We start from the raw sequence: 22,194 nt of genomic DNA, 5'->3' as shown, positions 1-22,194 counted from the left end.
GGCAAAAGAATAAATATAAAATAATGTGTATCAATAAACAAAGGTAGATTCCCACTCCGAGCTGGCGCTTTCCGCAGGCTTGGTTGATTTTGCCGAAGAGCCATACATTTCAATTTCCAGCTTCAAACAGTAACGAGTTGTTACATATAGTTATTTGCAAGTCCATACTGAATAAGCTCAGCTTTATTACTTAAATCGAGCTTTTGCATAATATTTGATTTATGATTTTCAACCGTTTTACTACTGATATATAGCTGCTCAGCAATTTGGACATTCGTATAGCCTAGAACTGTTAGCCTCATTATTTCCTGCTCACGCACAGTTAAAATGCATTTATCTTCCTGCCCTTTATGTTCAAATAGTTTATTCAACTGTTCCTTTGGAATACCCACGTTATAATATATGCGACCACTATAAACAGCATGGATAGCCTCATAGAGCACTCCACCTTGACTATTTTTCAAAATATAACCATGAGCTTCAACAGCAATCGCTTTTTGAATATAAGCAACTTCATTGTGCATTGTTAACATAATAATTTTCACGTTAGGCATTTGTTTGAGAATTTCTTGAGTAGCTGTAAACCCATCCAGCCCATTCGGAATAGATACATCCATTAAAATGACATCGGGGTCCAATGATATTGCTTGAGTTATCGCCTCGGCTCCATCGCCTGCTTCACCTACAACCTCCACATCTTTATAATTTTCCAATAAAAGAACAATTCCTTTACGAATTAACACATGATCATCTACTACTAAAACACGAATCATCTATAGTCATCCTTCCAATTAGGTACTTGAATGCTAATTTGTGTACCTTTATTGTGAGCAGAAATAATAGTAAAAGATCCGCCTAACAATGTTATTCGCTCCTCCATATGCTTTAAGCCAAGTCCTTCTTTCTTCACGTGCTGTAGATCAAATCCTACGCCATTATCTTCTATATAGAGCGCTAAATCTGTAGCTTTTTTATCGAGTCGAACGACGACCCTAGAAGCCTTTGCATATTTAATAATATTGTGTAAAGCCTCCTGTACGACGCGATAAACATTGATTTCTACAGATGGATGACAGCGCTCTTCAAAATCTGTTTCTAATACTATAGAAATACTAGGATGAACCTTCTGCACTGAATCTACAAGCGTGCCTAATGTAGGTGAAATCCCTAACTGGTCAATGCTATGGGGGCGAAGCTGATAGGAATACGATTTAATATCATTCATTACTTGCTCTAGCTCATTGCGTACCTCTTCAATATACGTATTTAGCTTTTCATTGTCTTTGACATAAGATTCAATCGCTTGCAGTGCAACAGATATTGTATACAATGATTGGCCAACGCCATCGTGTAATTCCTGCGCAAGCCTTTTATGTTCTTCCTCTTTTGCCTCAATCAGCTTTTTTATAATAAGTTTTGAAATCCGAGCCTCTTCTTCCTTCAACTGAATTGTCTGATCGCGCAGTACAAGAAGAAACTCCTGCTCATTTGTTTTACTGTCTGTATACATTAGTGCTGTACTCATTTCCACATCTATCTTACTGCCATGGTACGTGGGCATTTTCGATAAAAAATAGGGAACCTCATTATGTTCTATTAAATAACATGTATGTTCTCCTGGAGACTTTTGACGGTTTTCACAAAATGAACAAAAAGGTACTCGATCCCCCAATTTCCATCCCGTTAACCGATTCGCTGAAGGATTCATCATTAAAATTTCACGGTTGTGATTCATAATGATGATTCCATCTTGAATATATTGAAATATTTGCTGTAAATATTTATTTTTTAGCTGTTCCTTCTCCAATCTAAACACACTCCTAGCTTAAAAATGAGAGCACGGAAAAAATAAGTTTCTTTCCTACTTTGAAGTTAGTGCCTTTCTCTCAAGTTTATTTGTTACTAATAAACACTTTGCCCTATATTTCCTCTTCTATCAAGCTATAGCTCTTCACTTCATGCCCTGCTTTTCGAATGATACGAACACTCATATTTTTTTCTAGCTTTGTTGATGCAATAATATGAAGGGGTTTTTTTGGTAGCTCATGTATGTAGCGTACTAAATAGGCAATTGGTAAATTTAATGCATTTGGTGTAAGTGACTTGTAAGAGTCATTGTAATCACGTACATCCACTATCGCCATCCCCGCATTTAGCTCTTGAGGTAAACACTCCTGTATTTGACGTACTGGGACATGACGTTTATAAATAATTCTACCAATAATAAGAAGGAATATACTCATACTTACAATAATCATTTTTTAACCCCTTTTTTCGAGAAAAAAAGGTTGTCTAAATCTGTTCAGCTTTCCACAGACGACCGTTGAGTCTCTTGACGCCTTATAAAACCTTCGATTGAAAGTAATCCTCACTTCATTCAAAGATACCTCTTGGAAAGCGTTGAGCCGAAACGGAATCCACCCTCAACTTTACGAAGAACAAAAAAATAGCAAACTAGGATCACTAGTATGCTATTTTTCTTTTAGAACAACCTCTGTAGATAAAACTTTTTTATTTGTTCAATACATCATGCTGCCAAGCCATGTAGCCACCCGTTAAATTTACAATGTTGTGAATACCGTTTGCTTTCAGTACACTTACCGCAATTGCAGAACGAGCACCTGCTTGGCATTGTACAACAATTTTTTTATCTGTTTGTAATTCATCCAAACGTTTAGATAGCGTACCAACCATAATATGTTGAGCATTTTCAATATGCCCTGCATCATATTCAGTTTGATTGCGTACATCAAGTACATGAACTTCTCCACTTTCAATTAATGACTTTGCGTCAAGAGGAGTTATATTTTCATAACTTTCTAGAGAAGTAGCCTCTTCCAAAATTTTCATTACATCCCCATATCCAACAACATTGTCGATACCAATAGAACGTAACGCTATTAAAATATCATCTAGTTGAGAAGGATTAATTAGTAAATATAATGGTTTTGAATAATCCACTAACCAACCAGCCCAGTTTGTCACTGAATTATTGTAAGGTATGTTTAGCGTTCCTGCGATATGCCCCTGTGAGAAATCTTCCGCCGGACGCATATCAATAACTTGCTTCCCATCTGCAATAAGTTGAGTAATCTCTTCATAGCTTGACACTGCCGTTACTGGCGGTAAGTTCTTAAGAAGTTCTATTCCTACTTTATTGACACGCTTCATAACAGCGAAATAATAAGGAGGTTCCGGTTGACCATCTAGTAACGCATCAATGAATTTTTGCTCATCATCAAATTGCATAGCCCAGCTGAATTGCTTCTCATACCCAACTGTTGAAGATGGTACTGCTCCTAATGCTTTACCACAAGCACTACCTGCTCCATGAGCTGGCCATATTTGCATGTAATCTGGTAAAGCCTTAAAGCGTTCTATTGATTTAAACATTGCTTTTGCACCGGATAGTGATGTACCTTGAATACCAGCAGCTTTTTCTAACAAGTCAGGGCGTCCAATATCACCTACAAAGACAAAGTCACCCGTAAAAATACCCATTGGTTTATCTGCTACACCGCCGCGATCCGTTAATAAGAAGGAGATGCTTTCTGGCGTATGTCCTGGTGTATGCATGACTTTAAAGATAAGATTACCTATACTAAATTCATCACCATCTTTTAATAATTGATGAGGAATTCCTTCAAGATTTTGATACTTCCAATCAGCATCCCCTTCGTCGGAAATATACATCTTTGTTCCAACACGGTCTGCTAACTCACGAGATCCCGCTACAAAATCAGCATGGATATGTGTTTCTAATGCACCAACAATTTGCATCTTCTCTTTTTCTGCTAATGCAAGATAGGGCTCAATATTACGCATCGGATCAACAATGACCATTTCACCTTTCGCCTGACATCCCACAACATAAGAAGCGTGCGCTAATTTTTCATCGTAAAAATATCGTAATAACATGTGTAAAACTCCCCTTTATCATCTATTTTTTTCTTTTAAAATATCTAATGTAGCCTGAACATAATTAAGTGATTTTTGAACAGAAGGATCCTTCATCCATTTTATAATTGAAAAAACATTGATTTGCTGAGGCTTTTCTTCTGCCCTTTGCTGTATCATTTTCAAGAAATCCAAACTTGTCTTTCCTTTTTCAACGTATGGATCGACGTAGCCCTTTAAATTATTCATTGTATAGTCTGTCGTTTGCTTATCCTGAAGTACTGCTGTAACAAAATCAATGATGTTTTCTAACTGATGAATGGTTTGAACAAGCTTTGGCAATTTCTCCATTAGCTGCACAATAGCCGTAATCGTGTCTGAGCCTACATTATAAGAAGAAGCAAATTGCTCGTATCTATCTACGGTCTTTGCATCAGCTAGTACTGATTTTCCAAAATCCACAACATTTTCTGCTGATTCAATCGTTTGCTCTACATTTGGTAATTTTTCTAACAATCGCTGTAAAGAGTGTCGAACTTCTGGTTTCTCAAGCGCTTCAATTATTTGATATAATTCCTCGCTCATGCTTACCGTTGCATTAGCCATGCTTGACGCCTCCCTTCATTCGTAATTACATAGTGCCTTTCAGCATGCCATCCCAGTACATAACAGGCAGTAAATCCTTTTTCATGAAATACATACTGGATCTTTCCACTGCTTGGTTGAAAGGCATAGATTCGACAGGCTCTTTGTTGTAATCAAACTCAGCTAATATCAGTTTGTTGTAGCCTGTTACGATTGGGCAAGAAGAGTAGCCATCATACATTTGCGTCATAGGCTGTTGTCGCATTAAAGCAATAAGATTTTGTGCAACGACAGGGGCTTGCTTTCGTATAGCTGCACCCGTTTTAGATGTTGGGAGATTGGCATTGTCACCAATTCCAAACACATTGCTATACTTTTTATGTTGCAAAGTAAATTTGTCGACATCTACCCAACCATTTTCATCTGCTAATGCACTTGTTCGTATAAATTCAGGTGAACACATATATGGTGTCACATGAATCATGTCGTATTTAATTTCTTCTACTGTGCCAGTATCTAAGTTTTCAAAGATAGCTATTTTTTCATCCGCCTTAATTTCAATCAAATTATGTCGGAATCGAGCGTCAATATTTTTACGTTCTATTACCTTTTCAAGTGCCTCACGATATTTCAAGACATCGAAAATGGCTGGATTAGCCGAACCGAAAATAATGTTAATATTGTCACGAACATTGACTCTATTAAAATGGTCTTCTGCTAAATGCATAATTTTTTGCGGAGCACCACCACATTTTACTGGAGAGTTAGGATGTGTAAACAATGCTGTCCCCTCTTTAAAATTGCGGATCGTTTCCCACGTATAATCCACATGCTCGAAAGAATAATTACTGCATACACTTTTAGTCCCAAGTGCCTCTTTCAGCCCTTTAATAGCACCCCAGTTAATCTCTATACCACCAGCAACTACTAAAAAATCATACGTATATGTTGTACCACCTTGTGTAATTACCTGGTTTTGATTGGGGTCAAAACTGCTAACAGCTTCTTTTAACCAAACAGCGCCTTCAGGAATAATAGAAAGCATCTCACGTTCAGAGTCCCACTTATTTGCTGCACCACCTCCCACCAATGTCCAGAGTGGTTGATAATAATGTTTTTCTGCAGGATCTATGATGGCAATCTCCCCTTGAAGTGAATGAGATTGACGAAGTAAACGTGCAGCTACAGAAATGCCAGCAGTTCCTCCTCCAACGATGACTACTTTAAAAGAAGTCTTCATGTGTATATCCTCCTTATCATGCTGTCTTTCGTATACAACTTTTACACCTTTATAATAGTTGTAAGCGGAAACTGTTCATATAGGGGTAATCCCCTAAATAATTACACTTCACCTTTAAGACTGTTCAATTTCACGAAAAAAAGGCCAGTACAAAGTGAATGATTCATCACTTGTACTGCCCAAATTAACAGTGTTTTTACTTTACTTTTTCAATAAAAAACTATCATTACCATAACGTGGGGTTGATTTCCGTTCCGGCTGGGCGCTTTGTTGTTGCTGTCGCTTCGCTTTCGCACAGATAAAACATTGTTGCTGTCGTTTCGCTTTCGCACAGAGCAGAGCTTCCTGGGGGCGTCGGGGCAACAAATGTGTTCTGTGCGAAAGCGTAGTGCAACGTAGCGGCAGCAACAGGATGTTGGTCACGAAGGCGTTATCACAGGACGTGATGCTTTTAGCCTTCGTTCCCCTCCCCACTTCACTCGCGGGGCTAGCTCCAGGGTCTCATCTGTGACGCTGATCGAGGGTACTAAAAAAGTCGATTTGCCACAAAAATGCAAATCGACTTTTTTGAGTTTCTAAATCCAACAAAAGACAGATTTATAATATAAAAAAATGAATTTCTTTAGTTTTCCAGTGCCCTTGACGCTGATCCCCAAGGAGTCACCCAGCCGGAACGAAAATCAACTTATATACATAATGTCATCCCTAATTTTTGGTGATGACCTCAGAAACTACTATTTACGTTTAAATTTCAATACAAAGACTGTACCTTCTACCCCTGATCGGACACTAATGGTACCACCGTGTAAATCAATTAACTGCTTAGTAATAGCCAATCCAAGACCTGTACCCGTTGTATCATCTGTAGTATTAGTACCTCGATAATAGCGTTCAAAGAGGTTATCGAGCTCCTCCTGAGGAATTCCCGGACCTTGGTCGGCAATTGTCAGCATAATTTCCCTACCTATATTTTGCGCTTCTACGTTTACCTTTGTACCATCAGGAGTATATTTTTTAGCATTAGTTATTAGATTATCTAAAATGCGCTTTAATAGAAGCTCGTCCGCTTCGAGCAGAATATCTCCATAAATCTTCACAGACACCTGCTCATCTGCAAATTGAGGTAACCATATGTTGAGTGGTAATAACACTTTTTCAAGCTGTATCGCTTTATTTTTTAATTGGTACGTATATGTTAAGTCTTGTATAAGGGCATCCATATACGTCGCCTTTTCCTGCATTGTATTCGCAAAGATGCGCATTTCTTCCTTTGTCCACTCATAATCCTCTGAAGCAAGCATTGTTGAATAACCAAAAATAGAGCTTAACGGTGTCTTTAAATCATGCGATAAACCTGTTATCCACTCCTCACGCAATTGCTCTGCCTGTTTAATTTGCCTTTCATTAGATGAAAGACGTTCTGATAAATTATTTAGGGATTCATCAACTGGCTGAAATAATTTAAATTTCCTCTTCAACTTCCCTGTCTTCCGATGACGGATATTTTTATCTCTTACTTCACTGTAATCAAACTGTGTAAGTCGCTCTATACGAGATAGTACATAAACAAGCGGGCGCACAAATTGATGGGAAATGCTAATCGATAAAAATACGACCCCGATTAACACGATAATATGTCCCCCAAAGAAGATCGAAACAAATAAAACCATCGCCTTATTAAAAGGCTCATCAAATGGCTTGTATGACGGATTGGGCATGCGTACAACTAGTGTCGAACCATCCTCTAAAGCAGCACTTTGTGTAAGCTCCGCATGCTCGAAAATATCGTATTTTTCTTCTAGCAGCTGAGGCTTATGTAGCTTTTTATAATGCTCACCAATGATTTCTATACGATCCCACCGCTCATTATAGATCTCAACAGAGGCCTTCTTATCTTGTAAACGCCGGAGTAGTTCTGAAGAAATCTCTCCTTTATCCTTCCAATTCTGAAATGCTTCCTCAAAAAGTGGTTGGGGTGACGTAGGGAGGAATAGCAAATAGTATTTAGGAATCTCCCATGTATGCATTCCTGGCTGTTTCAGAGCCATTATTTCATTATCTGTCATTCCACATAGTTCACAACTATCTCCGGTATAATCAACAATGTCCATCGATTGATTGAACAAATACAATTGCCCTACGTTCTCCTCGGCTCGCTTCACTAAATAATCAGCAATCTTAATGGATTTTCCTTTTTCTACGACAGCATCATCTTTTATTTCAGAGGAAGTCATTATATGAATATTGTCACCGACATGACCATTGATAAAGATTGCAAAAAACACCAAACTAATAATAAAGCCCGAAATAATTAGTAAATAAAATATGATGAAATAAGACACAAAACGGAGCGTTAACCTTCTAGCTGGCTTCATGAATGAACATCTCCAACAAGTTTATAACCAATACCCCTCACAGTTATAATGCAAGTTGGTTTACCTGGATTCTTTTCAATTTTTTCTCGTAGTTTTCGAATATGTACCATCACTGTATTATCATCAAACAGGCAATCACCCCATACACGTTCGTAGATTTGCTCCTTTGATAATACTTGCCCTGCGTTTTCACATAAATATTTCAATAAATGAAATAATCGCCCACTAATGATTTCCTTTGTATCATTTACAGTTATCTCTGCTGCATCGATATCAAATGTAAACCGACTACATGTAAATAAATGACTTTCTGGCACATCCTTTTTCTTCATATATCTTGTAAGCTGTACCTTCACCCTTGCAACAAGCTCAAGTGGATTAAATGGTTTCGTAATATAATCATCTGCACCGTTCATAAAACCGCGAAGTTTATCTGCATCACTACCTTTTGCCGTTAAAAAGAATATAGGTGCATCACTTTGTTCACGAATTATATTCGCCATATCAAGTCCACTACCATCTGGGAGCATAATATCAAATAGATAAAAATCAAAAATCTTCGTTTCAATTTTCTTTTTTGCTTCTAGAACAGTGCCGCAGAGAGTAATGTTTAAAAATCCTTCTTTCCTTAATATGATTTCAATCATTTCCGCAATTGCACGTTCATCTTCTAACACTAAAATTGACGCATCTTGCATGCTATCACCTTCTTTTAAGATTACTTTAAGGTAGTCATTATTTCACCATAAGATTTACCAACTACACTATGTATAAGATAACCAATTAAGGAGATAAAACGCAATGACAATTAACCGTGTTACCTTCATAGATACAATGCGTGGATTTAGTTTATTTGGCATCTTAATGGCGAATTTGTTGATTTTCCAATTTGGCATGTATGGCAAAGATGAACTAAAAGATCTATCCGCCCTCGATAACGGGGCTTTATATTTTGTAAAAGTCTTCATCGAAGGGTCATTTATGCCGATCTTCACCATTTTATTTGGCTTCTCTCTTATTAAACTTATTGAGTCTATTCGTAAAAAAAAGGATAAAAGTCGATGGTCCATTTTACGCCGTGCAACGGGGCTAATTGCAATCGGTTGGCTCCATTCAACATTTTTATGGGATGGCGATATTTTATTTTCTTACGGCTGTATGACTTTATTTTTGATTCCCTTTATTAATCGCAAACCCAAAACTTTATTTATTTGGGCTGGCATTTTATTTTTACTCACGACAGCATTAACATTTGGTCCTACGGTTGAATCAAAAAAAGAGCAAAAAGAACTGGATACTTATATTGAGAAAGCCGACGATATTTATGCTAACGGAAGCTACTTAGATATTTATGATTTCCGTGCAAATTCAGTACCTCCTGGAATGGATGAACCTATTTTTCTATTCATCATACTTATTTTTGCACCAATCTTCTATGCTCCATTGTTCCTCTTAGGCATGGGACTCGCCAAAAAGCGAGCATTTGTGAATATGGAGGATGAAAAAAAATGGTATTCGATTGGCTCAATGCTAGTTCCAGTTGGGCTAGCTTGTAAAGGTATGAGTTTAATAGAAAGTAATTTTTCCGACATCTTGATGACGGGTGGTTCACAGCTACTTTCAATTGGCTATGTCTGCCTTGCAGCTTTATTATATAAAACTCGCCCAGTACAACTGCTAGCTCCTGCTTTTGAGAGTGTCGGTAAACTATCATTAACCAATTATCTAATGCAAACCATTATTTGTACAACAGTATTTTATGGATATGGTCTAGGCTTATACGGCAAGCTAGGCGTGTTTGGTGGTATTTTATTCGGAATCGTCGTATATAGCTTGCAATGTGTTTTCAGCCTTGCCTATTTAAAGAAATTTAAACGCGGACCATTCGAAACTATACTGCGTGTTTGGACGAATTGGTCTTTGAGCGGAAAAATTAAACAGAAAGGACATACTTTACATGAATAGTGATTCTAAAGAAGACTTTACAGACACATGGTGGTTTTTAGGCATCTGTGCAGCTGTAGCTGTAGTTTTAACACTATTTGCTTTATAATCAATTTCGCCTTGATGTATTGCCGCTGTCGCTTCGCTTTCGCGCAGGTAAACAATGCCGCTGTCGCTTCGCTTTCGCACAGGTAAAACAATGCCGCTGTCGCACAGATAAACAATGCGTCCGGATTTTGAATTAATCTCCCCTTCTTTGCAAGATGGGAGTCTTACTGCCCATTAACGCTGGATAAATTAACATTCAACTATACAACAACATATCGGAATTCGTTTTCGCTTGCCCCCTACTGTATACTATGACTACATACTATACAGCTCAGGGGGCGTTTTTTTGCTACAGCGAATTATTATCACTGGCTATAAACCACATGAATTAGGCATTTTCAATGACAAGCACCCTGGCATTGCCATCATAAAAAAAGCACTCGAAAACCGTCTACGTATATTGATAGATGAAGGCTTAGAATGGGTGATTATTAGTGGTCAGCAAGGTGTAGAAACATGGAGTGCCGAGGTTGTTCTTATGTTAAAAAAAGAATTTTCTCATTTAAAATATGCTGTTATCACTCCTTTTTTAGAGCAGGAGAAAAATTGGCAAGAACATAAAAAAGAAAAATATCAAGCATTAGTAGCTCAAGCAGACTTTGTCACTAGCGTAACAAAAAAGCCATACGAGGCTCCGTGGCAATTTATCGAAAAAGACAAATTTATAATACAAAATACAGATGGTCTACTACTAGTTTATGACGAAGAAAATGAAGGCTCTCCGAAGTATATGAAACGTCTAGCAGAAAAATATATGGAAACATACGATTATACACTTTTAATGATTACCGCTTATGATTTACAAGTAGTGGCAGAAGAAATGCAGCAACAAGATTGGTAAGGAAAATATTGATATAATTTTCTGATAATTATATACTGGAATAAATAAGTCTAACTATATTAATCATAAACTTATGGATCATCACAATAACGTGTGGTTGATCTCCGTTCCGACTGGACGCTTCGCTTTCGCGCAGAGCAAAGCTTCCTGGGGGGCGTCCGATGAGCCCCAAGGAGTCACCCAGTCTCCACTCCAATCATTTAACAAATATCATCCATACTTTAGGTGATGACTATTTAAAAATTAGATCTTTGCTTTTAAAAAAGAAATCACGTCTTTTTTTCTACCCCTTGGTGCTAATTTCTGAAAAGGAGCTGCTAACATTTGAATAAAAAAATCGAAATGGTTCTTGAGTCATCGCCGGTGAATGTTTCTCATGATACGTACCGCAGAGAGTGCAGATATACACGAGGAATTCATATTGAAGAACAAGAGTTTAAAGCAATTTTGGATACAATGTGCCACGATTCTCGCTTGTATTTTGATTTCCATAATCCTCGTAAGGAGATTAAAAAAGGAACATATTTAAATGGACACTCTGGATTAGCGCAAAACATCTATAAGTACTATAAAACCAATTACGACATTGAAATTAATGAACTAATTAACGGTAAAGATTTTTATGTGAAAATAATATAAAGAGATAAATTAAGTGTGCTGTTTACTTACATATCAACCCACATTTTATATCCGATACAAAAAGAGCTACCCTCAATTGAGAGTAACTCTTTATTTTTATAGGTCTGATACTTGAGCACCTAATTCTTTATTGTTGTACATTTCAGTGTCCAATTCTTTTGTGACACGTGCTGTTGCCACACCTGCTGTCATTGATCCACTTACATTAAGAGCAGTACGGCCCATGTCGATTAATGGCTCAACGGAGATTAATACACCCGCAAGTGCAATCGGTAAATCAAGTGCTGATAATACAAGTATTGCTGCGAATGTCGCACCACCACCAACACCAGCTACACCAAATGAGCTGACTGCCACGACTGCAATAACCGTAATGATGAACACTGGATCAAGCGGATTAATCCCAACTGTCGGTGCAATCATAATCGCTAGCATTGCAGGATAAACACCCGCACAGCCATTTTGACCAATAGATAAACCAAATGAGCCTGAGAAGTTCGCAATACCCTCAGGTACACCAAGACGCCCTGTTTGTGTTTTAATATTCATCGGCAAAGCACCTGCGCTTGAACGTGAAGTGAAAGCAAACAATAATGTTTCTGCAGATTTTTTTAAATACGTAAATGGATTTAAACCACTTAAAGTAATAATTAATAAATGTACTAATAACACGATAAATAACGCTACATAAGATGCAATAACAAACTTACCTAGATTATAGATTGCCGCGAAATCAGATGTTGCAACTGTACGTGCCATAATTGCTAAAATACCATATGGTGTTAAGCGTAAGACAATTGTTACAACGCCCATTACTAATGCATAGATTGCATCCAAGCCCTTTTTAATAGTAGCTGCTGTAGCTTCATCCTTACGTGCTACACGTAAATACGCAAAACCTAAGAACGCTGAAAAAATGACAACAGCAATTGTTGATGTAGAACGAGCACCAGTTAAATCTAAGAATGGGTTTGCTGGGAATAACTCAATAATTTGTGTTGGTAAATCTGGTGCAGCTAATCCAGTAGTTTTTTCCTCTAAATATGCTCCACGCTCAGCTTCTGCAGCACCTTGCATAATATGAGAAGCATCTAAATCAAATACTGTTGCTGAAAAAATACCAACAGCAGCTGAAACAGCTGTTGTACCGATTAAAATGGCTAAAATAAGGGCTGCCATTTTTCCAAAGTTTTTACCAACCTTCATTTTCGTAAAGGCTATTAAGATGGAAATAAAAATTAACGGCATAGCAACCATTTGTAGCAATTTAACATAACCAGTACCTATAATATTGTACCAACTTGTTGTTTTTGCTAATACATCAGAATCAATACCATATATTAAATGCAGTCCAAGACCAAGTACTATACCTAAGCCTAGAGCAGCAAAAACACGATTTGAAAACTTAACGTGTTTTTTATTCATATAATATAAAATTCCAACGAACACGAGTAAAACGGCCACGTTAAGAATGATTTGTAATGTAGACAATGGAAAGCCTCCTAAGAAGTTTAATTATAATGTAATCGAATTATATACCTATAATCCCTATAATTCAAGTATGTTTTATTAAGATTAGTAATTTCCTAAAATAAAAGCGATTTCAGGTGTGTTGATTAACCATTTTTTCTATCCTGATTAATTTAGAAGGCTCTGATTTCCACTACGAGCTACTCGCTTTCCCGCGGGAAGCTTTGCTCTGCGACGAAAGCGAAGCGACAGGAGCACTCGAGTAGCTCTCCGCTACAATCAGCAAAAACGGGCACATATAAGTAAAATATCAACAAAAATAATAAACCTATATTTCCTAATCAACACGCTTGAAGCGGTTTATTTCTTTTGATTATGCCCTATAAACCGAATTTAATTAGAATGTATTAAACACAACTGTTTTGAATTTGACGAAAGTAAATGTCACCGTAGAAGTAGCAATCAATTATATTGATACTTTAGTCAATAACGTCTGGGTTGCTGAGTTATACAGGTAGCATCTAAATGTTAAGAATGCTGTGTGGCAGCAGTTTTTCGGGCAGTTGTTTGAAAAGAACCTAGCGACTCCCGTGAATCGTTGTGAAATAAGTGAGTCAGCTACAGGAAAAGCAACTCAATCCCGCCGAGGAATGCGTCCTTAATGAAAAAAAGACTGCAGACAAACTCAAATTATTGCGAGCTTGTCTACAGTCTGATTACTTCGTTTAATGAACGAGGTAGGCTTCTTTTTCATTGTCATTAATTAGGTAACAGCTTCCCGAAATTTTTTTACATTGTTTTTTCACACGCGTCACCGCATCTGACAATTGATCAACAGATTCAAATTGCTGATATTGATTAGTTATAACCGCGATGGATAGGGTAGTACAAGATAAAGGCTCTAATTTACCAGTTCTATTTTGTACTTCTAAGTATGTTAGATCCTCTAAATCATAAAAGCTTAAAATGAATGCATCAAACTCATCAATAATTCTTTGGCATATCGGGGCAGCTTCATAATGTGAAAGAATCGCAACGAAATCATCTCCACCAACATGTCCTAAAAAATCTTCTGTACCAACTATATTTCTTTTCAAAACATCTGTTAAATACAGTAAAATTTTATCCCCTTTATTAAAACCATACGTGTCATTGTATGATTTAAAATGGTCTAAATCAAAATATATTAAACTATATTGCGGTAGCTGTAATGCTTCCTCTAATTTTTCTTCAATTAATTTATTGCCAGGAAGGCTACTTAATGGATTTAAAAAGCTTGCAATAGCTACTTGTGTGTCTACGAGCTTTAACAATAGCTCCCGAATACTTACTACACCATAATATACGTCATTTCTTGTTACAATCACATCATCATATAAGTCTTCTGGTCGTCGACGCATTGCTTCCGTGCTGACTTCTGTTATAGGTGTATTACGATCTACAACTAAAGGATTTTCTTTAATAATAAGTTGATTTTGCCGTCCCATAAATAAATTATAGCCATAGCGCGTACCAATTTTTTGATAGAAATGTGTACGTGTAATTTGCCCAATCGGTTTGTCATCTCGAACAACAACAACACTACGCAATGACGGATTACTTGTAAAAAGTAAATCCACCTCTTTATTTTTCACAAATTCATCAATACAAGGAACGTTTTCTATGACTTCCCCTATCTTCATCGTCATCCATCCTTATTTTCCCCAAATGTATTTCCTTTGCGGGTTCCCCTATCGCATAACCTTGTGCGTAGTGGATACCAATATTATGTAAATAATTAAGCTCTTCCTGGCGTTCAATACCCTCTGCAATAATTTTCGTCTCAGCCTGCTCTGCGTATCTCATCAGCAATGTGACAAGCTGCTGCTGCTCGCTGTTTTTATCGATAAATTGTATTAAAGAACGGTCTAGTTTAATAAATTCTGGCTTTAAGTAAATAAGAGTTTTTAAGCTATTGTAGCCTGAACCTACATCATCCACTGCAATTCGATAACCCTGTGATCGATAATGTGATAATACACGTTCAAACTCTATAAAATCTACCACGGCACTGCGTTCAGTTAGCTCAAATACTACTTGCTGTGGTTTAATGCCCAGCTCCTTTAATAATTGCAAGGTTTCACCACTATGGTACTTCTTATCTAATAAAACATTAGGATGTATATTAACAAATACTAAAAAATCTCTGTTTACCCAATCTCCGTGCAGTCGTTCTTTGAAACGCTGTAATGAAAGGTTACGACAAAAGCATTCAAATAAAAATACGCAGTCCGTTTGCCCAACAAATTCATAAAACTGATCAACACTATTAAACAATTCTGAAGGCTCTGGACGATTCAGTGACTCAAAGCCCACCGTTTGCTTCGTCTGTAAATCGACAATAGGTTGAAAATATGTATGTAAATTCTTGTTCTGAATAATTTGCTTCAACGCTTTTAAACGCTTTATATATAAAGCATTGTTTTGATGCTGCCCATATAAATACTTTAAATAGGAAAATAAATTACTTGTTTTTATGCTTTGTCTCACAGCAGACTCCATTTTCGCACCTCTTAATTTGGTTATTAGGATCTATTGTACGCTTTTATTGTAAATGTACTGTGAATAGCATGTAAAAAGAGGTGGCTCTAGCACTAGAATTCCTTTTCAATTGTTGACATTGCTCTATTAAAAGTAATCTTAATTACTTGATAGAGTAGTATATATTTCACAATACACAATATATTCAATCAATTTATTGATATATATTGTATATAGTGTATGATTGTAATAATAGTATTTTATTACCTTTTATAAAAATTTGTGATTTATATAGTAATATAACAACTCAGCCCCATAAGCTCGGGATGACATTTGTAAAAACGTATACCATGTATCTAAGTTGATTGGAGTGGAGGCTGGGCGACTCCTTGGAGCGTCACAGATGAGATCCTGGAGCGCAAGCGAAGCGGCTCATCGGACCCGGAACGGAAATCAGCCCCACGTTATGGCGATGATTCTTTATAATAAAAAGATTTGTTCTTTATAGGGAAACCTATTTAGATAAAAACTATTTTCAAGGGAGGATCCAGTTAATGAGTTTGTCGATTCAACAATTATTGGAGAACAAAGGAATTACACCAAAATCTGAACACCTTGAACTTCTAAAAGCACGTTGGGAGGGTATGCAATCCCTTCGTAGTAATTTAGAAGGCATCGCTATTGATGACGCTGATATCGCTATCCGCAGCATTCCCGGAGGTGACCACATTGACAACTGATTTACACTTAAAATCTGTTGAGGAGTTAGCACCTTTACTTGAAACTAAAAAACTATCTCCTGTCGAGTTAACGAAAGCAATTTTAGATTTTGCTGAAGAAAGTCAGCCTAAAATTAATTCATATATGGCTTTTTACCGTGAAGAAGCCCTTGCACAGGCAAAAGTGGTAGAAACAGAAATTTGGAATGGACAGTATCGAGGAATGTACCATGGGATTCCTATGGCATTAAAAGATAATTTGTACTTTAAAGATAAAATAACAACGATGTCATCGAAGATTCATAAGGACTTCGTTTCAGGTTATGATGCAACGGTTGTAGAAAAACTTCGTAATGCCGGAGTTATTTTTACGGGCAAATTGAGCATGCATGAGTACGCATGGGGCATCACAAATAATAACCCTCATTACGGACTCGTTCGCAACCCTTGGGATTTAGATAAAATTCCTGGTGGTTCTAGTGGTGGCTCCGGTGCAGCAGTTGCAGCAGGAGCAAGTGTTGCATCATTAGGTACAGATACTGCAGGCTCTATTCGAATCCCTTCATCAGCCTGCGGAATTGTCGGCTTAAAGCCAACTCATGGTCGTGTAAGTAAATATGGCTGCTACCCTCTAGCTTGGAGCTTAGATCATATTGGTCCAATGACAAAGACAGTAAAAGATGCAGCCGGCTTACTTGAGATTATTTCTGGATTTGACCATAGAGACCCTACTTGTACAGACGTTCCAACAGAGAATTATGTGCAGCAAATCTCAGGTAGTGTGAAGGATTTAGTCATCGGCATCAACGAAGAGTATTTCTTTAACCACGTAGATTCAGATGTGGAGAAAGCTGTTCGAGAAAGTATTCAAAGCTTAGTGGATCAAGGGGCAAAGGTTGAAGTCGTTCGGATCCCATCCTTGCAATATGCAGAATGGGCAGAGCTTGTTACTTCCCTTTCAGAGGCTTCTGCAATCCATCATTCCGATTTACAGAAGAGGCCACAGGATTTCGGAGATGATATTCGTCTGTTATTTGAACTCGGTGAATTACCGTCTGCTGTTGATTACTTACAGGCTCAACAGGTACGTCGACAAATAAAGCAAGAGTTTACACAGATTTTCAATCAGGTAGATGTGCTTATTACGCCTACATTACCTGTAGTGGCGAGTACTATCGGTGATGACTTTGCATATTTAAATGGTGAAAAAGTAGATTTAATTGATAATATCATTCGATTTACAGGTCCAAGTAACTTAACAGGCTTACCTGCCCTTTCCGTTCCTTGTGGCTTTAAAGGTAATTTGCCAGTAGGCCTTCAAATTATTGGACCTGCCTTTAAAGAAGGTCATATTCTTAACGTTGGTTACGCCATTGAACAAACGAATCCCACGAAAAACAGAAAACCTAATATTTTCACTAACAGCTAATTTTGATCATGTAGAAGAATCTGCTTGCTTTACGGACTTTGTCTGTAGAAGTCAGCAGATTCTTTTCGATTGGTTGTTTTATCAGTGATTCGTGGTATCTTATCAGTGATTCGCGAGGGCCTTTCAGCGATACTAATAGTATTTTACTGACAAGTACTTTTATAATAAGGAAAAGAAGCTCAATCACAAGAAAGGTTGCTTGATATCCTAATGAACGTAGAGAACTTTTTACAACTGCCTATTACAAAGGATTTTACAGTCGTTGCCGGTCGCAATGGTTTACATAAACCTGTTCAAAATGTTGAAATTCTAGACTTTGAATTTTCACCCGATATTCAAACTGTTAGAGAAACAATTTTCACACCAAATAGTGTTGTTCTAAGCAGTTTATTATTTGCCAAGCAAAAGCCCGAATATTTATTGAATGCCGTGAAAAGTCTTTTGGAGCTAGGGGCAAGTGCTTTAGCCTATAAACCTGTCATCTATAAGGATTTACCAGAGGAAGTTCTAATGTATGCAGATGAACAAAATTTCCCGATATTGCGATTTGGCGGAGATGAATTTTTTGAAAAGATTATTTTAGAAACGATGGCCTATGCAAAAACCCAGGATTATTCATTCTTTTTAGAAACGATTATGCGACGTCTAATAGAGGAAGATGTAACAGATGAACAAATAAAGTCTGTTTTACAGCAAATCAATAAGCCCTTTGAAAAATATGTATTTGTTGCTAATATTCAAATGCAAAATATTACGAATAGCCAATGGATGCAATCTCTGTTTCAATTAGAGCCTCTATTGAAATCAGGAATGATTTGTACCTATAAAAAGAGCCTCTTTATTGTAATGACTCATTCATCGCAGCAATTTCAATTTGAAAAGCTTCTCCATGGATGGTTAACGATGTATGCAATCTCAACTGATACATTGACCTTTGGCTATAGTCGTTGTCACGCAACACAAACTGAGCTTCCCATTGCTGTTCGTGAAGCCTTCTATGCACGCATTATGGCCGAAATTGAAACGGCTCCTGTATGTCATTACGAAAACCTCGCATCCGATTGTTTGTTAATTGAATTGCATCGTAAAGACGCTAAATTTGCTATGGACTATGTAAATAGCTATCTTGGTCCCCTACTTGAGGAGAAGGTTGATCCAGATTTAATGAAAACAGCAATCACTTATGTCGTAAAACAAGGGAATATTAAGGAAATAGCTGTTGCTCACTTCTGCCATCCAAATACAATCCGTTATCGCATGTCAAAAATACGTCAATTAATAGCACCTTTAGAAAATGATTATGTTTTTTATGAACGTATCGCTGCAGCCGTTAAATTGTACTTATTACATAGCAAAATAAATATTGAATAATAGCTTTGGAATAAGTACAAAAAAACGCCTGAATATTTAGAATTAAAATCAAATTATTTTCTTCCATCTCATGCTATTCTATTGAAGTTAGGAGGAAGAATGATGAAACAATACATAGCTGATGGCATGCTATTAGTCACTGCAATCGTTTGGGGTAGCGGATTTGTAATAACGGCTATTGCATTGGAATATTTAACAGCTTATCAAGTAATGGCAGGTAGATTTTTATTAGCTGCCATTATCCTCACAATTTTATTTGGATATAGATTAAAAAAAGCTTCAAAATCAGTTATCTGGAAAGGAATTTTGTTAGGGACCATTTTGTATATTGCCTTTGCCCTTCAGACAGTAGGTTTACAATATACAACACCTTCTAAAAATGCATTTTTAACCGCCGTAAATGTCATTATCGTTCCATTAATTGCATTTGCGGTTTACAAACGTCGTATAGATGGCTATGAGATCATCGGTTCAATTATTGCCATTGCCGGAATCGGTTTTTTATCATTACAAGGCTCACTGACAATGAATATCGGAGATGCGCTTTCCTTAGCTTGTGCTGTCGCTTTTGCCTTTGATATTTTTTGTACAAACCTTTTTGTACAAAAGGAAGATGCCATTGCCCTTACGATTATTCAATTTATCACAGCAGCTTTTTTAGGTATCTTGGTCGTAGTCAGTCAAGGCGACATCCCTACCACTTTTGAAAAAGAAGCAATCTATTCAATCATTTATTTAGCCATTTTTTCAACTACTCTCGCCTACCTTTTTCAAAATGTTGCGAATCAATATACGTCTGCTACAAAGGCAGCTATTATCCTGTCTACAGAGTCCTTCTTCGGCATGGTACTATCCGTTATATTCTTACATGAGGTATTAACAAGTCGCATGGTTGTGGGAGCCGTAATGATTTTACTTGCCATATTAATTGCAGAAGTAAAGCCTGCACATCCTAAAAAACGAATGATGAAGAGCTCTCGATAACGAATTTTAAAATAGTTTCAGTCATACTGAAGCTATTTTTTATTAAACATGACTAGTCATAATACTTGTAGTAATCCCAACTACCAAAATTGTAATAATTGAAAGCCATAAAGTGCTGGAAGATAAAAGCAGTCCCCCTATGACGATGACGATTGAATCTATCATAAAAATAAGTATCCCGACATTAATTCCGGTTTTATCACTTAAAAATTGTGCAATCAAATCTGTACCACCAGTGCTTGTCTGAAATCTAAGCATCAACCCAACACCAAAACCCATAAGTACCCCTCCAAATATGGCACTATAGATGGCATCGATTTGAATAAGATTCCGAACGGGCTTTAGTAAATCTATACTAAGAGAAGATACAATTAATCCATGTATACTATTGTAAAAATATGCTTTGTATTTATACCAGGAAATCACAAAAACCGGAATGCTAATAATGATGATCATCAAACCTATTTTAAGCTTATATAAATAGTGTAAGATAAGCGCTAACCCTACAACTCCTCCATCTAAAATTTGATGGGGCGTTAAGAATAAATTAATTCCTAATGATACCGCGGTACTTCCTATAAGAATGACCAAGCCTTTCGTAAAAAAATACATATAACCCCCCTCCGAGACTTAGCATGTTTTTATAGTATGAAAAAATCGATTTGAACATGTTATTGTTTACGTCTGTCGGTGTAATCGTATTAATATTTTTATCGAGCTTGGTCGCTAAATTTCTCTATATTGCTGGTATCTTTTGTACATCAAATGTTGAGGTGAGGCACAATGTGTTCTATCCGTCACTTATGTTTAGCCTAGCAGCACCTTAACTTGCATGGATACAAAAAATGCCTTCTGTTTACAAACAGAGGGCAATGTTAGAGACTATTTATGTTTTGTCTTCATTCGATCCAGCAAAAATCCACCTTTAAATGATTTGGGCTCGTAAGAAATAATAAACGCATTCGGTTCATAATGCTCAACAATTTGGAACAATTCTGTCTCGCGATTTCTCTTTGTTAATATTTCATATTTATAGCGATTACTATCTCGTCCCTCACCAATGTAAATCGTGACCGCAAACCCTTCATTGCGAAGAAATTTCACAAGTTCCTCGTTCTTATTTTGCGTATTAATGGTCGTATAAACATAGCCTATCGCTAGTTTACGTTCAATTTTGGCCCCTAAAAATATGCCCAATCCAAAGCCAATTGCATAAAAGACCATAGCTAACATACTTTGTTTCCCACTAAAAACGAGTGAAAGGCCAAATACATACACTAACATCTCCAGCATACCGAATATGGCGGCAAGGAAAGTAACATTCTTCACTAAAAGTATTGTACGTAACGTTAAAAAAGGTACATAAATCAATTGAAGTACTAAAATCAGAAATATACTTTGCATTTGTAAGAGACCTTTCAAAAAGTAGTTTTATATACTATAAGTATATGTTGAAATATTTATTTGCATTCTATTAAAAATGTATCTATTTTCTAAATTCCCTACTAATTAGAATTTAAACATTAAAAAAGGCCACCTACTATAAAAGTAGATGACATTTTTTATATTATAGAAATCCTTTAAACTTCCCCATGCATCGGGTCTTCTTTATGCTTCGGCCCAATCATGTTGAATAAAATATTAAGAATAATGGCTGTGACCGAACCACAGACGATACCGTTAGATGTTAGAAGAGATATGCTTTCTGGTAGTGCATCGAAAATTCCAGGAACTTGTGAAGGAAATGGGACTAGGGCAATCTATGTCACGTCAAGGAAACTGTTGGGATAACGCCCCTCAAGAATCCTTCTTTGGTCATTTTAAAGATGAAACCAATCTGAAAGCGGCGAACATTAGAAGAAGTAAAACGAGAAGTGAAATATGATGTATNGTATTACAACCATTATCGAGGGCAATGGAACTTGAAAAAGCTGCCGCCTGCAAAATACAGACAGCAGCTTCAAAAGGTTCCTAGCTTTTTTTCAAAATGTCCTTTACAAAGGGTACACTTTACCATCCGAACGACTTTACAATAAATTATTCTTGTTTCTGAAAAGCGATATTAAAGTTGT

Annotated in this window: 22 protein-coding genes and 2 pseudogenes; 8 read left to right on the top strand and 16 right to left on the bottom strand. The window is 36.9% G+C overall.

From position 1 onward, the window contains the following. Nucleotides 1-140: 140 nt before the first annotated feature. The 9 genes from AN161_RS22800 to AN161_RS22765 form a co-directional block, all read right to left on the bottom strand. Nucleotides 141-773, bottom strand: a complete 633-nt coding sequence (locus AN161_RS22800) for a response regulator transcription factor (protein ID WP_053596605.1) — start codon at nt 771-773, stop codon at nt 141-143. Beyond that, nucleotides 770-1,807 (bottom strand): PAS domain-containing sensor histidine kinase, encoded by a 1,038-nt coding sequence (locus AN161_RS22795; RefSeq protein ID WP_241774631.1) that lies wholly within the window; start codon nt 1,805-1,807, stop codon nt 770-772. Before AN161_RS22795 ends, AN161_RS22800 begins: the two co-directional genes overlap by 4 nt. Nucleotides 1,808-1,919: 112 nt before the next feature. After that, nucleotides 1,920-2,258: a hypothetical protein gene (locus AN161_RS22790; protein WP_053596604.1), complete on the bottom strand. Its 339-nt coding sequence runs from the start codon at nt 2,256-2,258 to the stop codon at nt 1,920-1,922. A gap of 253 nt (nt 2,259-2,511) precedes the next feature. Further along, complete coding sequence (locus AN161_RS22785) at nt 2,512-3,918, bottom strand: MBL fold metallo-hydrolase (protein ID WP_053596603.1); 1,407 nt, start codon at nt 3,916-3,918, stop codon at nt 2,512-2,514. Between the two features lie 18 nt (nt 3,919-3,936). Then, nucleotides 3,937-4,503, bottom strand: coding sequence for a hypothetical protein (locus AN161_RS22780; protein WP_053596602.1), 567 nt, complete (start codon nt 4,501-4,503; stop codon nt 3,937-3,939). 25 nt (nt 4,504-4,528) lie between these two features. Beyond that, nucleotides 4,529-5,722: an FAD/NAD(P)-binding oxidoreductase gene (locus tag AN161_RS22775; protein WP_053596601.1), complete on the bottom strand. Its 1,194-nt coding sequence runs from the start codon at nt 5,720-5,722 to the stop codon at nt 4,529-4,531. A 226-nt stretch (nt 5,723-5,948) separates the two neighbouring features. Then, the gene (locus AN161_RS29945) at nt 5,949-6,116 is read right to left on the bottom strand and encodes a hypothetical protein (RefSeq protein ID WP_158003091.1); all 168 of its coding nucleotides are present in this window, start codon (nt 6,114-6,116) and stop codon (nt 5,949-5,951) included. 340 nt (nt 6,117-6,456) lie between these two features. Continuing rightward, nucleotides 6,457-8,097 carry a HAMP domain-containing sensor histidine kinase gene (locus tag AN161_RS22770; protein WP_053596600.1) on the bottom strand — a complete coding sequence of 547 codons (1,641 nt, stop codon included), beginning with the start codon at nt 8,095-8,097 and terminating at the stop codon, nt 6,457-6,459. Beyond that, nucleotides 8,094-8,795 carry a response regulator transcription factor gene (locus AN161_RS22765; RefSeq protein WP_053596599.1) on the bottom strand — a complete coding sequence of 234 codons (702 nt, stop codon included), beginning with the start codon at nt 8,793-8,795 and terminating at the stop codon, nt 8,094-8,096. The genes AN161_RS22770 and AN161_RS22765 overlap by 4 nt, the downstream gene beginning before the upstream one ends. Before the next feature lie 103 nt (nt 8,796-8,898). Between AN161_RS22765 and AN161_RS22760 the strand changes: the two genes are divergently transcribed. Continuing rightward, entirely contained in the window at nt 8,899-10,062 is a 1,164-nt protein-coding gene (locus AN161_RS22760) for a DUF418 domain-containing protein (protein ID WP_053596598.1), read from the top strand. On the opposite strand, the gene AN161_RS30245 is transcribed toward AN161_RS22760, so the two are convergent. Beyond that, entirely contained in the window at nt 10,051-10,230 is a 180-nt protein-coding gene (locus tag AN161_RS30245) for a hypothetical protein (RefSeq protein ID WP_198926928.1), read from the bottom strand. The genes AN161_RS22760 and AN161_RS30245 overlap by 12 nt on opposite strands. A 205-nt stretch (nt 10,231-10,435) precedes the next feature. On the opposite strand from AN161_RS30245, the gene AN161_RS22755 reads away from it, so the two are divergent. Together AN161_RS22755 and AN161_RS22750 are read left to right on the top strand one after the other, a co-directional pair. Continuing rightward, the gene (locus tag AN161_RS22755; protein ID WP_053596597.1) at nt 10,436-10,990 is read left to right on the top strand and encodes a DUF1273 domain-containing protein; all 555 of its coding nucleotides are present in this window, start codon (nt 10,436-10,438) and stop codon (nt 10,988-10,990) included. Between the two features lie 324 nt (nt 10,991-11,314). Beyond that, nucleotides 11,315-11,629, top strand: coding sequence for a hypothetical protein (locus AN161_RS22750; protein WP_053596596.1), 315 nt, complete (start codon nt 11,315-11,317; stop codon nt 11,627-11,629). A 96-nt stretch (nt 11,630-11,725) separates the two neighbouring features. Here the strand turns inward: AN161_RS22750 and AN161_RS22745 are convergent, their stop codons facing one another. The 3 genes from AN161_RS22745 to AN161_RS22735 all read right to left on the bottom strand — a co-directional run bounded on the left by AN161_RS22745 (nt 11,726) and on the right by AN161_RS22735 (nt 15,640). Beyond that, the gene (locus AN161_RS22745; RefSeq protein ID WP_053596595.1) at nt 11,726-13,120 is read right to left on the bottom strand and encodes an L-cystine transporter; all 1,395 of its coding nucleotides are present in this window, start codon (nt 13,118-13,120) and stop codon (nt 11,726-11,728) included. A gap of 704 nt (nt 13,121-13,824) precedes the next feature. Beyond that, the gene (locus AN161_RS22740) at nt 13,825-14,781 is read right to left on the bottom strand and encodes a GGDEF domain-containing protein (RefSeq protein ID WP_053596594.1); all 957 of its coding nucleotides are present in this window, start codon (nt 14,779-14,781) and stop codon (nt 13,825-13,827) included. Beyond that, a complete protein-coding gene (locus AN161_RS22735) occupies nt 14,741-15,640 on the bottom strand; it encodes an EAL domain-containing protein (protein WP_053596593.1) in 900 nt (299 codons plus the stop codon). The genes AN161_RS22740 and AN161_RS22735 overlap by 41 nt, the downstream gene beginning before the upstream one ends. A gap of 533 nt (nt 15,641-16,173) precedes the next feature. Here AN161_RS22735 and AN161_RS22730 point away from each other — a divergent pair. The 4 genes from AN161_RS22730 (at nt 16,174) to AN161_RS22715 (ending at nt 20,122) form a co-directional block, all read left to right on the top strand. Further along, nucleotides 16,174-16,359 (top strand): hypothetical protein, encoded by a 186-nt coding sequence (locus tag AN161_RS22730; RefSeq protein ID WP_053596592.1) that lies wholly within the window; start codon nt 16,174-16,176, stop codon nt 16,357-16,359. Continuing rightward, a complete protein-coding gene (locus AN161_RS22725) occupies nt 16,349-17,767 on the top strand; it encodes an amidase (RefSeq protein ID WP_082340366.1) in 1,419 nt (472 codons plus the stop codon). The genes AN161_RS22730 and AN161_RS22725 overlap by 11 nt, the downstream gene beginning before the upstream one ends. Before the next feature lie 210 nt (nt 17,768-17,977). Then, nucleotides 17,978-19,138: a PucR family transcriptional regulator gene (locus tag AN161_RS22720; RefSeq protein WP_053596590.1), complete on the top strand. Its 1,161-nt coding sequence runs from the start codon at nt 17,978-17,980 to the stop codon at nt 19,136-19,138. Nucleotides 19,139-19,240: 102 nt separating this feature from the next. Beyond that, complete coding sequence (locus AN161_RS22715; RefSeq protein WP_053596589.1) at nt 19,241-20,122, top strand: DMT family transporter; 882 nt, start codon at nt 19,241-19,243, stop codon at nt 20,120-20,122. Nucleotides 20,123-20,164: 42 nt separating this feature from the next. Here the strand turns inward: AN161_RS22715 and AN161_RS22710 are convergent, their stop codons facing one another. From AN161_RS22710 to AN161_RS30790, 3 genes and pseudogenes are all read right to left on the bottom strand, one after another. Next, complete coding sequence (locus tag AN161_RS22710; protein ID WP_053596588.1) at nt 20,165-20,734, bottom strand: YitT family protein; 570 nt, start codon at nt 20,732-20,734, stop codon at nt 20,165-20,167. 270 nt (nt 20,735-21,004) lie between these two features. Continuing rightward, nucleotides 21,005-21,526: a DUF2179 domain-containing protein gene (locus AN161_RS22705; protein WP_053596587.1), complete on the bottom strand. Its 522-nt coding sequence runs from the start codon at nt 21,524-21,526 to the stop codon at nt 21,005-21,007. A gap of 176 nt (nt 21,527-21,702) precedes the next feature. Continuing rightward, nucleotides 21,703-21,861 (bottom strand): annotated as a pseudogene (locus tag AN161_RS30790) (purine permease); the annotation flags it as partial. Between AN161_RS30790 and AN161_RS30785 the strand changes: the two are divergent. Beyond that, a pseudogene (locus tag AN161_RS30785) lies at nt 21,846-22,012 on the top strand (IS3 family transposase); the annotation flags it as partial. The pseudogenes AN161_RS30790 and AN161_RS30785 overlap by 16 nt on opposite strands. Nucleotides 22,013-22,194: the final 182 nt, after the last annotated feature.

The organism is Lysinibacillus sp. FJAT-14222, from assembly GCF_001278875.1.
GTDB lineage: Bacteria > Bacillota > Bacilli > Bacillales_A > Planococcaceae > Lysinibacillus > Lysinibacillus agricola.
This window is presented reverse-complemented; position numbering and strand designations above follow the sequence as displayed.

Excerpts from the sequence above, each read along its gene's own strand:
- AN161_RS22800 (WP_053596605.1), bottom strand. The coding sequence starts at position 773 with ATGATTCGTGTTTTAGTAGTAGATGATCATGTGTTAATTCGTAAAGGA.
- AN161_RS22790 (WP_053596604.1), bottom strand. The coding sequence starts at position 2,258 with ATGATTATTGTAAGTATGAGTATATTCCTTCTTATTATTGGTAGAATT.
- AN161_RS22785 (WP_053596603.1), bottom strand. The coding sequence starts at position 3,918 with ATGTTATTACGATATTTTTACGATGAAAAATTAGCGCACGCTTCTTAT.
- AN161_RS22780 (WP_053596602.1), bottom strand. The coding sequence starts at position 4,503 with ATGGCTAATGCAACGGTAAGCATGAGCGAGGAATTATATCAAATAATT.
- AN161_RS22775 (WP_053596601.1), bottom strand. The coding sequence starts at position 5,722 with ATGAAGACTTCTTTTAAAGTAGTCATCGTTGGAGGAGGAACTGCTGGC.
- AN161_RS22770 (WP_053596600.1), bottom strand. The coding sequence starts at position 8,097 with ATGAAGCCAGCTAGAAGGTTAACGCTCCGTTTTGTGTCTTATTTCATC.
- AN161_RS22765 (WP_053596599.1), bottom strand. The coding sequence starts at position 8,795 with ATGCAAGATGCGTCAATTTTAGTGTTAGAAGATGAACGTGCAATTGCG.
- AN161_RS22760 (WP_053596598.1), top strand. The coding sequence starts at position 8,899 with ATGACAATTAACCGTGTTACCTTCATAGATACAATGCGTGGATTTAGT.
- AN161_RS22740 (WP_053596594.1), bottom strand. The coding sequence starts at position 14,781 with ATGAAGATAGGGGAAGTCATAGAAAACGTTCCTTGTATTGATGAATTT.
- AN161_RS22735 (WP_053596593.1), bottom strand. The coding sequence starts at position 15,640 with ATGGAGTCTGCTGTGAGACAAAGCATAAAAACAAGTAATTTATTTTCC.
- AN161_RS22730 (WP_053596592.1), top strand. The coding sequence starts at position 16,174 with ATGAGTTTGTCGATTCAACAATTATTGGAGAACAAAGGAATTACACCA.
- AN161_RS22720 (WP_053596590.1), top strand. The coding sequence starts at position 17,978 with ATGAACGTAGAGAACTTTTTACAACTGCCTATTACAAAGGATTTTACA.
- AN161_RS22715 (WP_053596589.1), top strand. The coding sequence starts at position 19,241 with ATGAAACAATACATAGCTGATGGCATGCTATTAGTCACTGCAATCGTT.
- AN161_RS22710 (WP_053596588.1), bottom strand. The coding sequence starts at position 20,734 with ATGTATTTTTTTACGAAAGGCTTGGTCATTCTTATAGGAAGTACCGCG.
- AN161_RS22705 (WP_053596587.1), bottom strand. The coding sequence starts at position 21,526 with ATGCAAAGTATATTTCTGATTTTAGTACTTCAATTGATTTATGTACCT.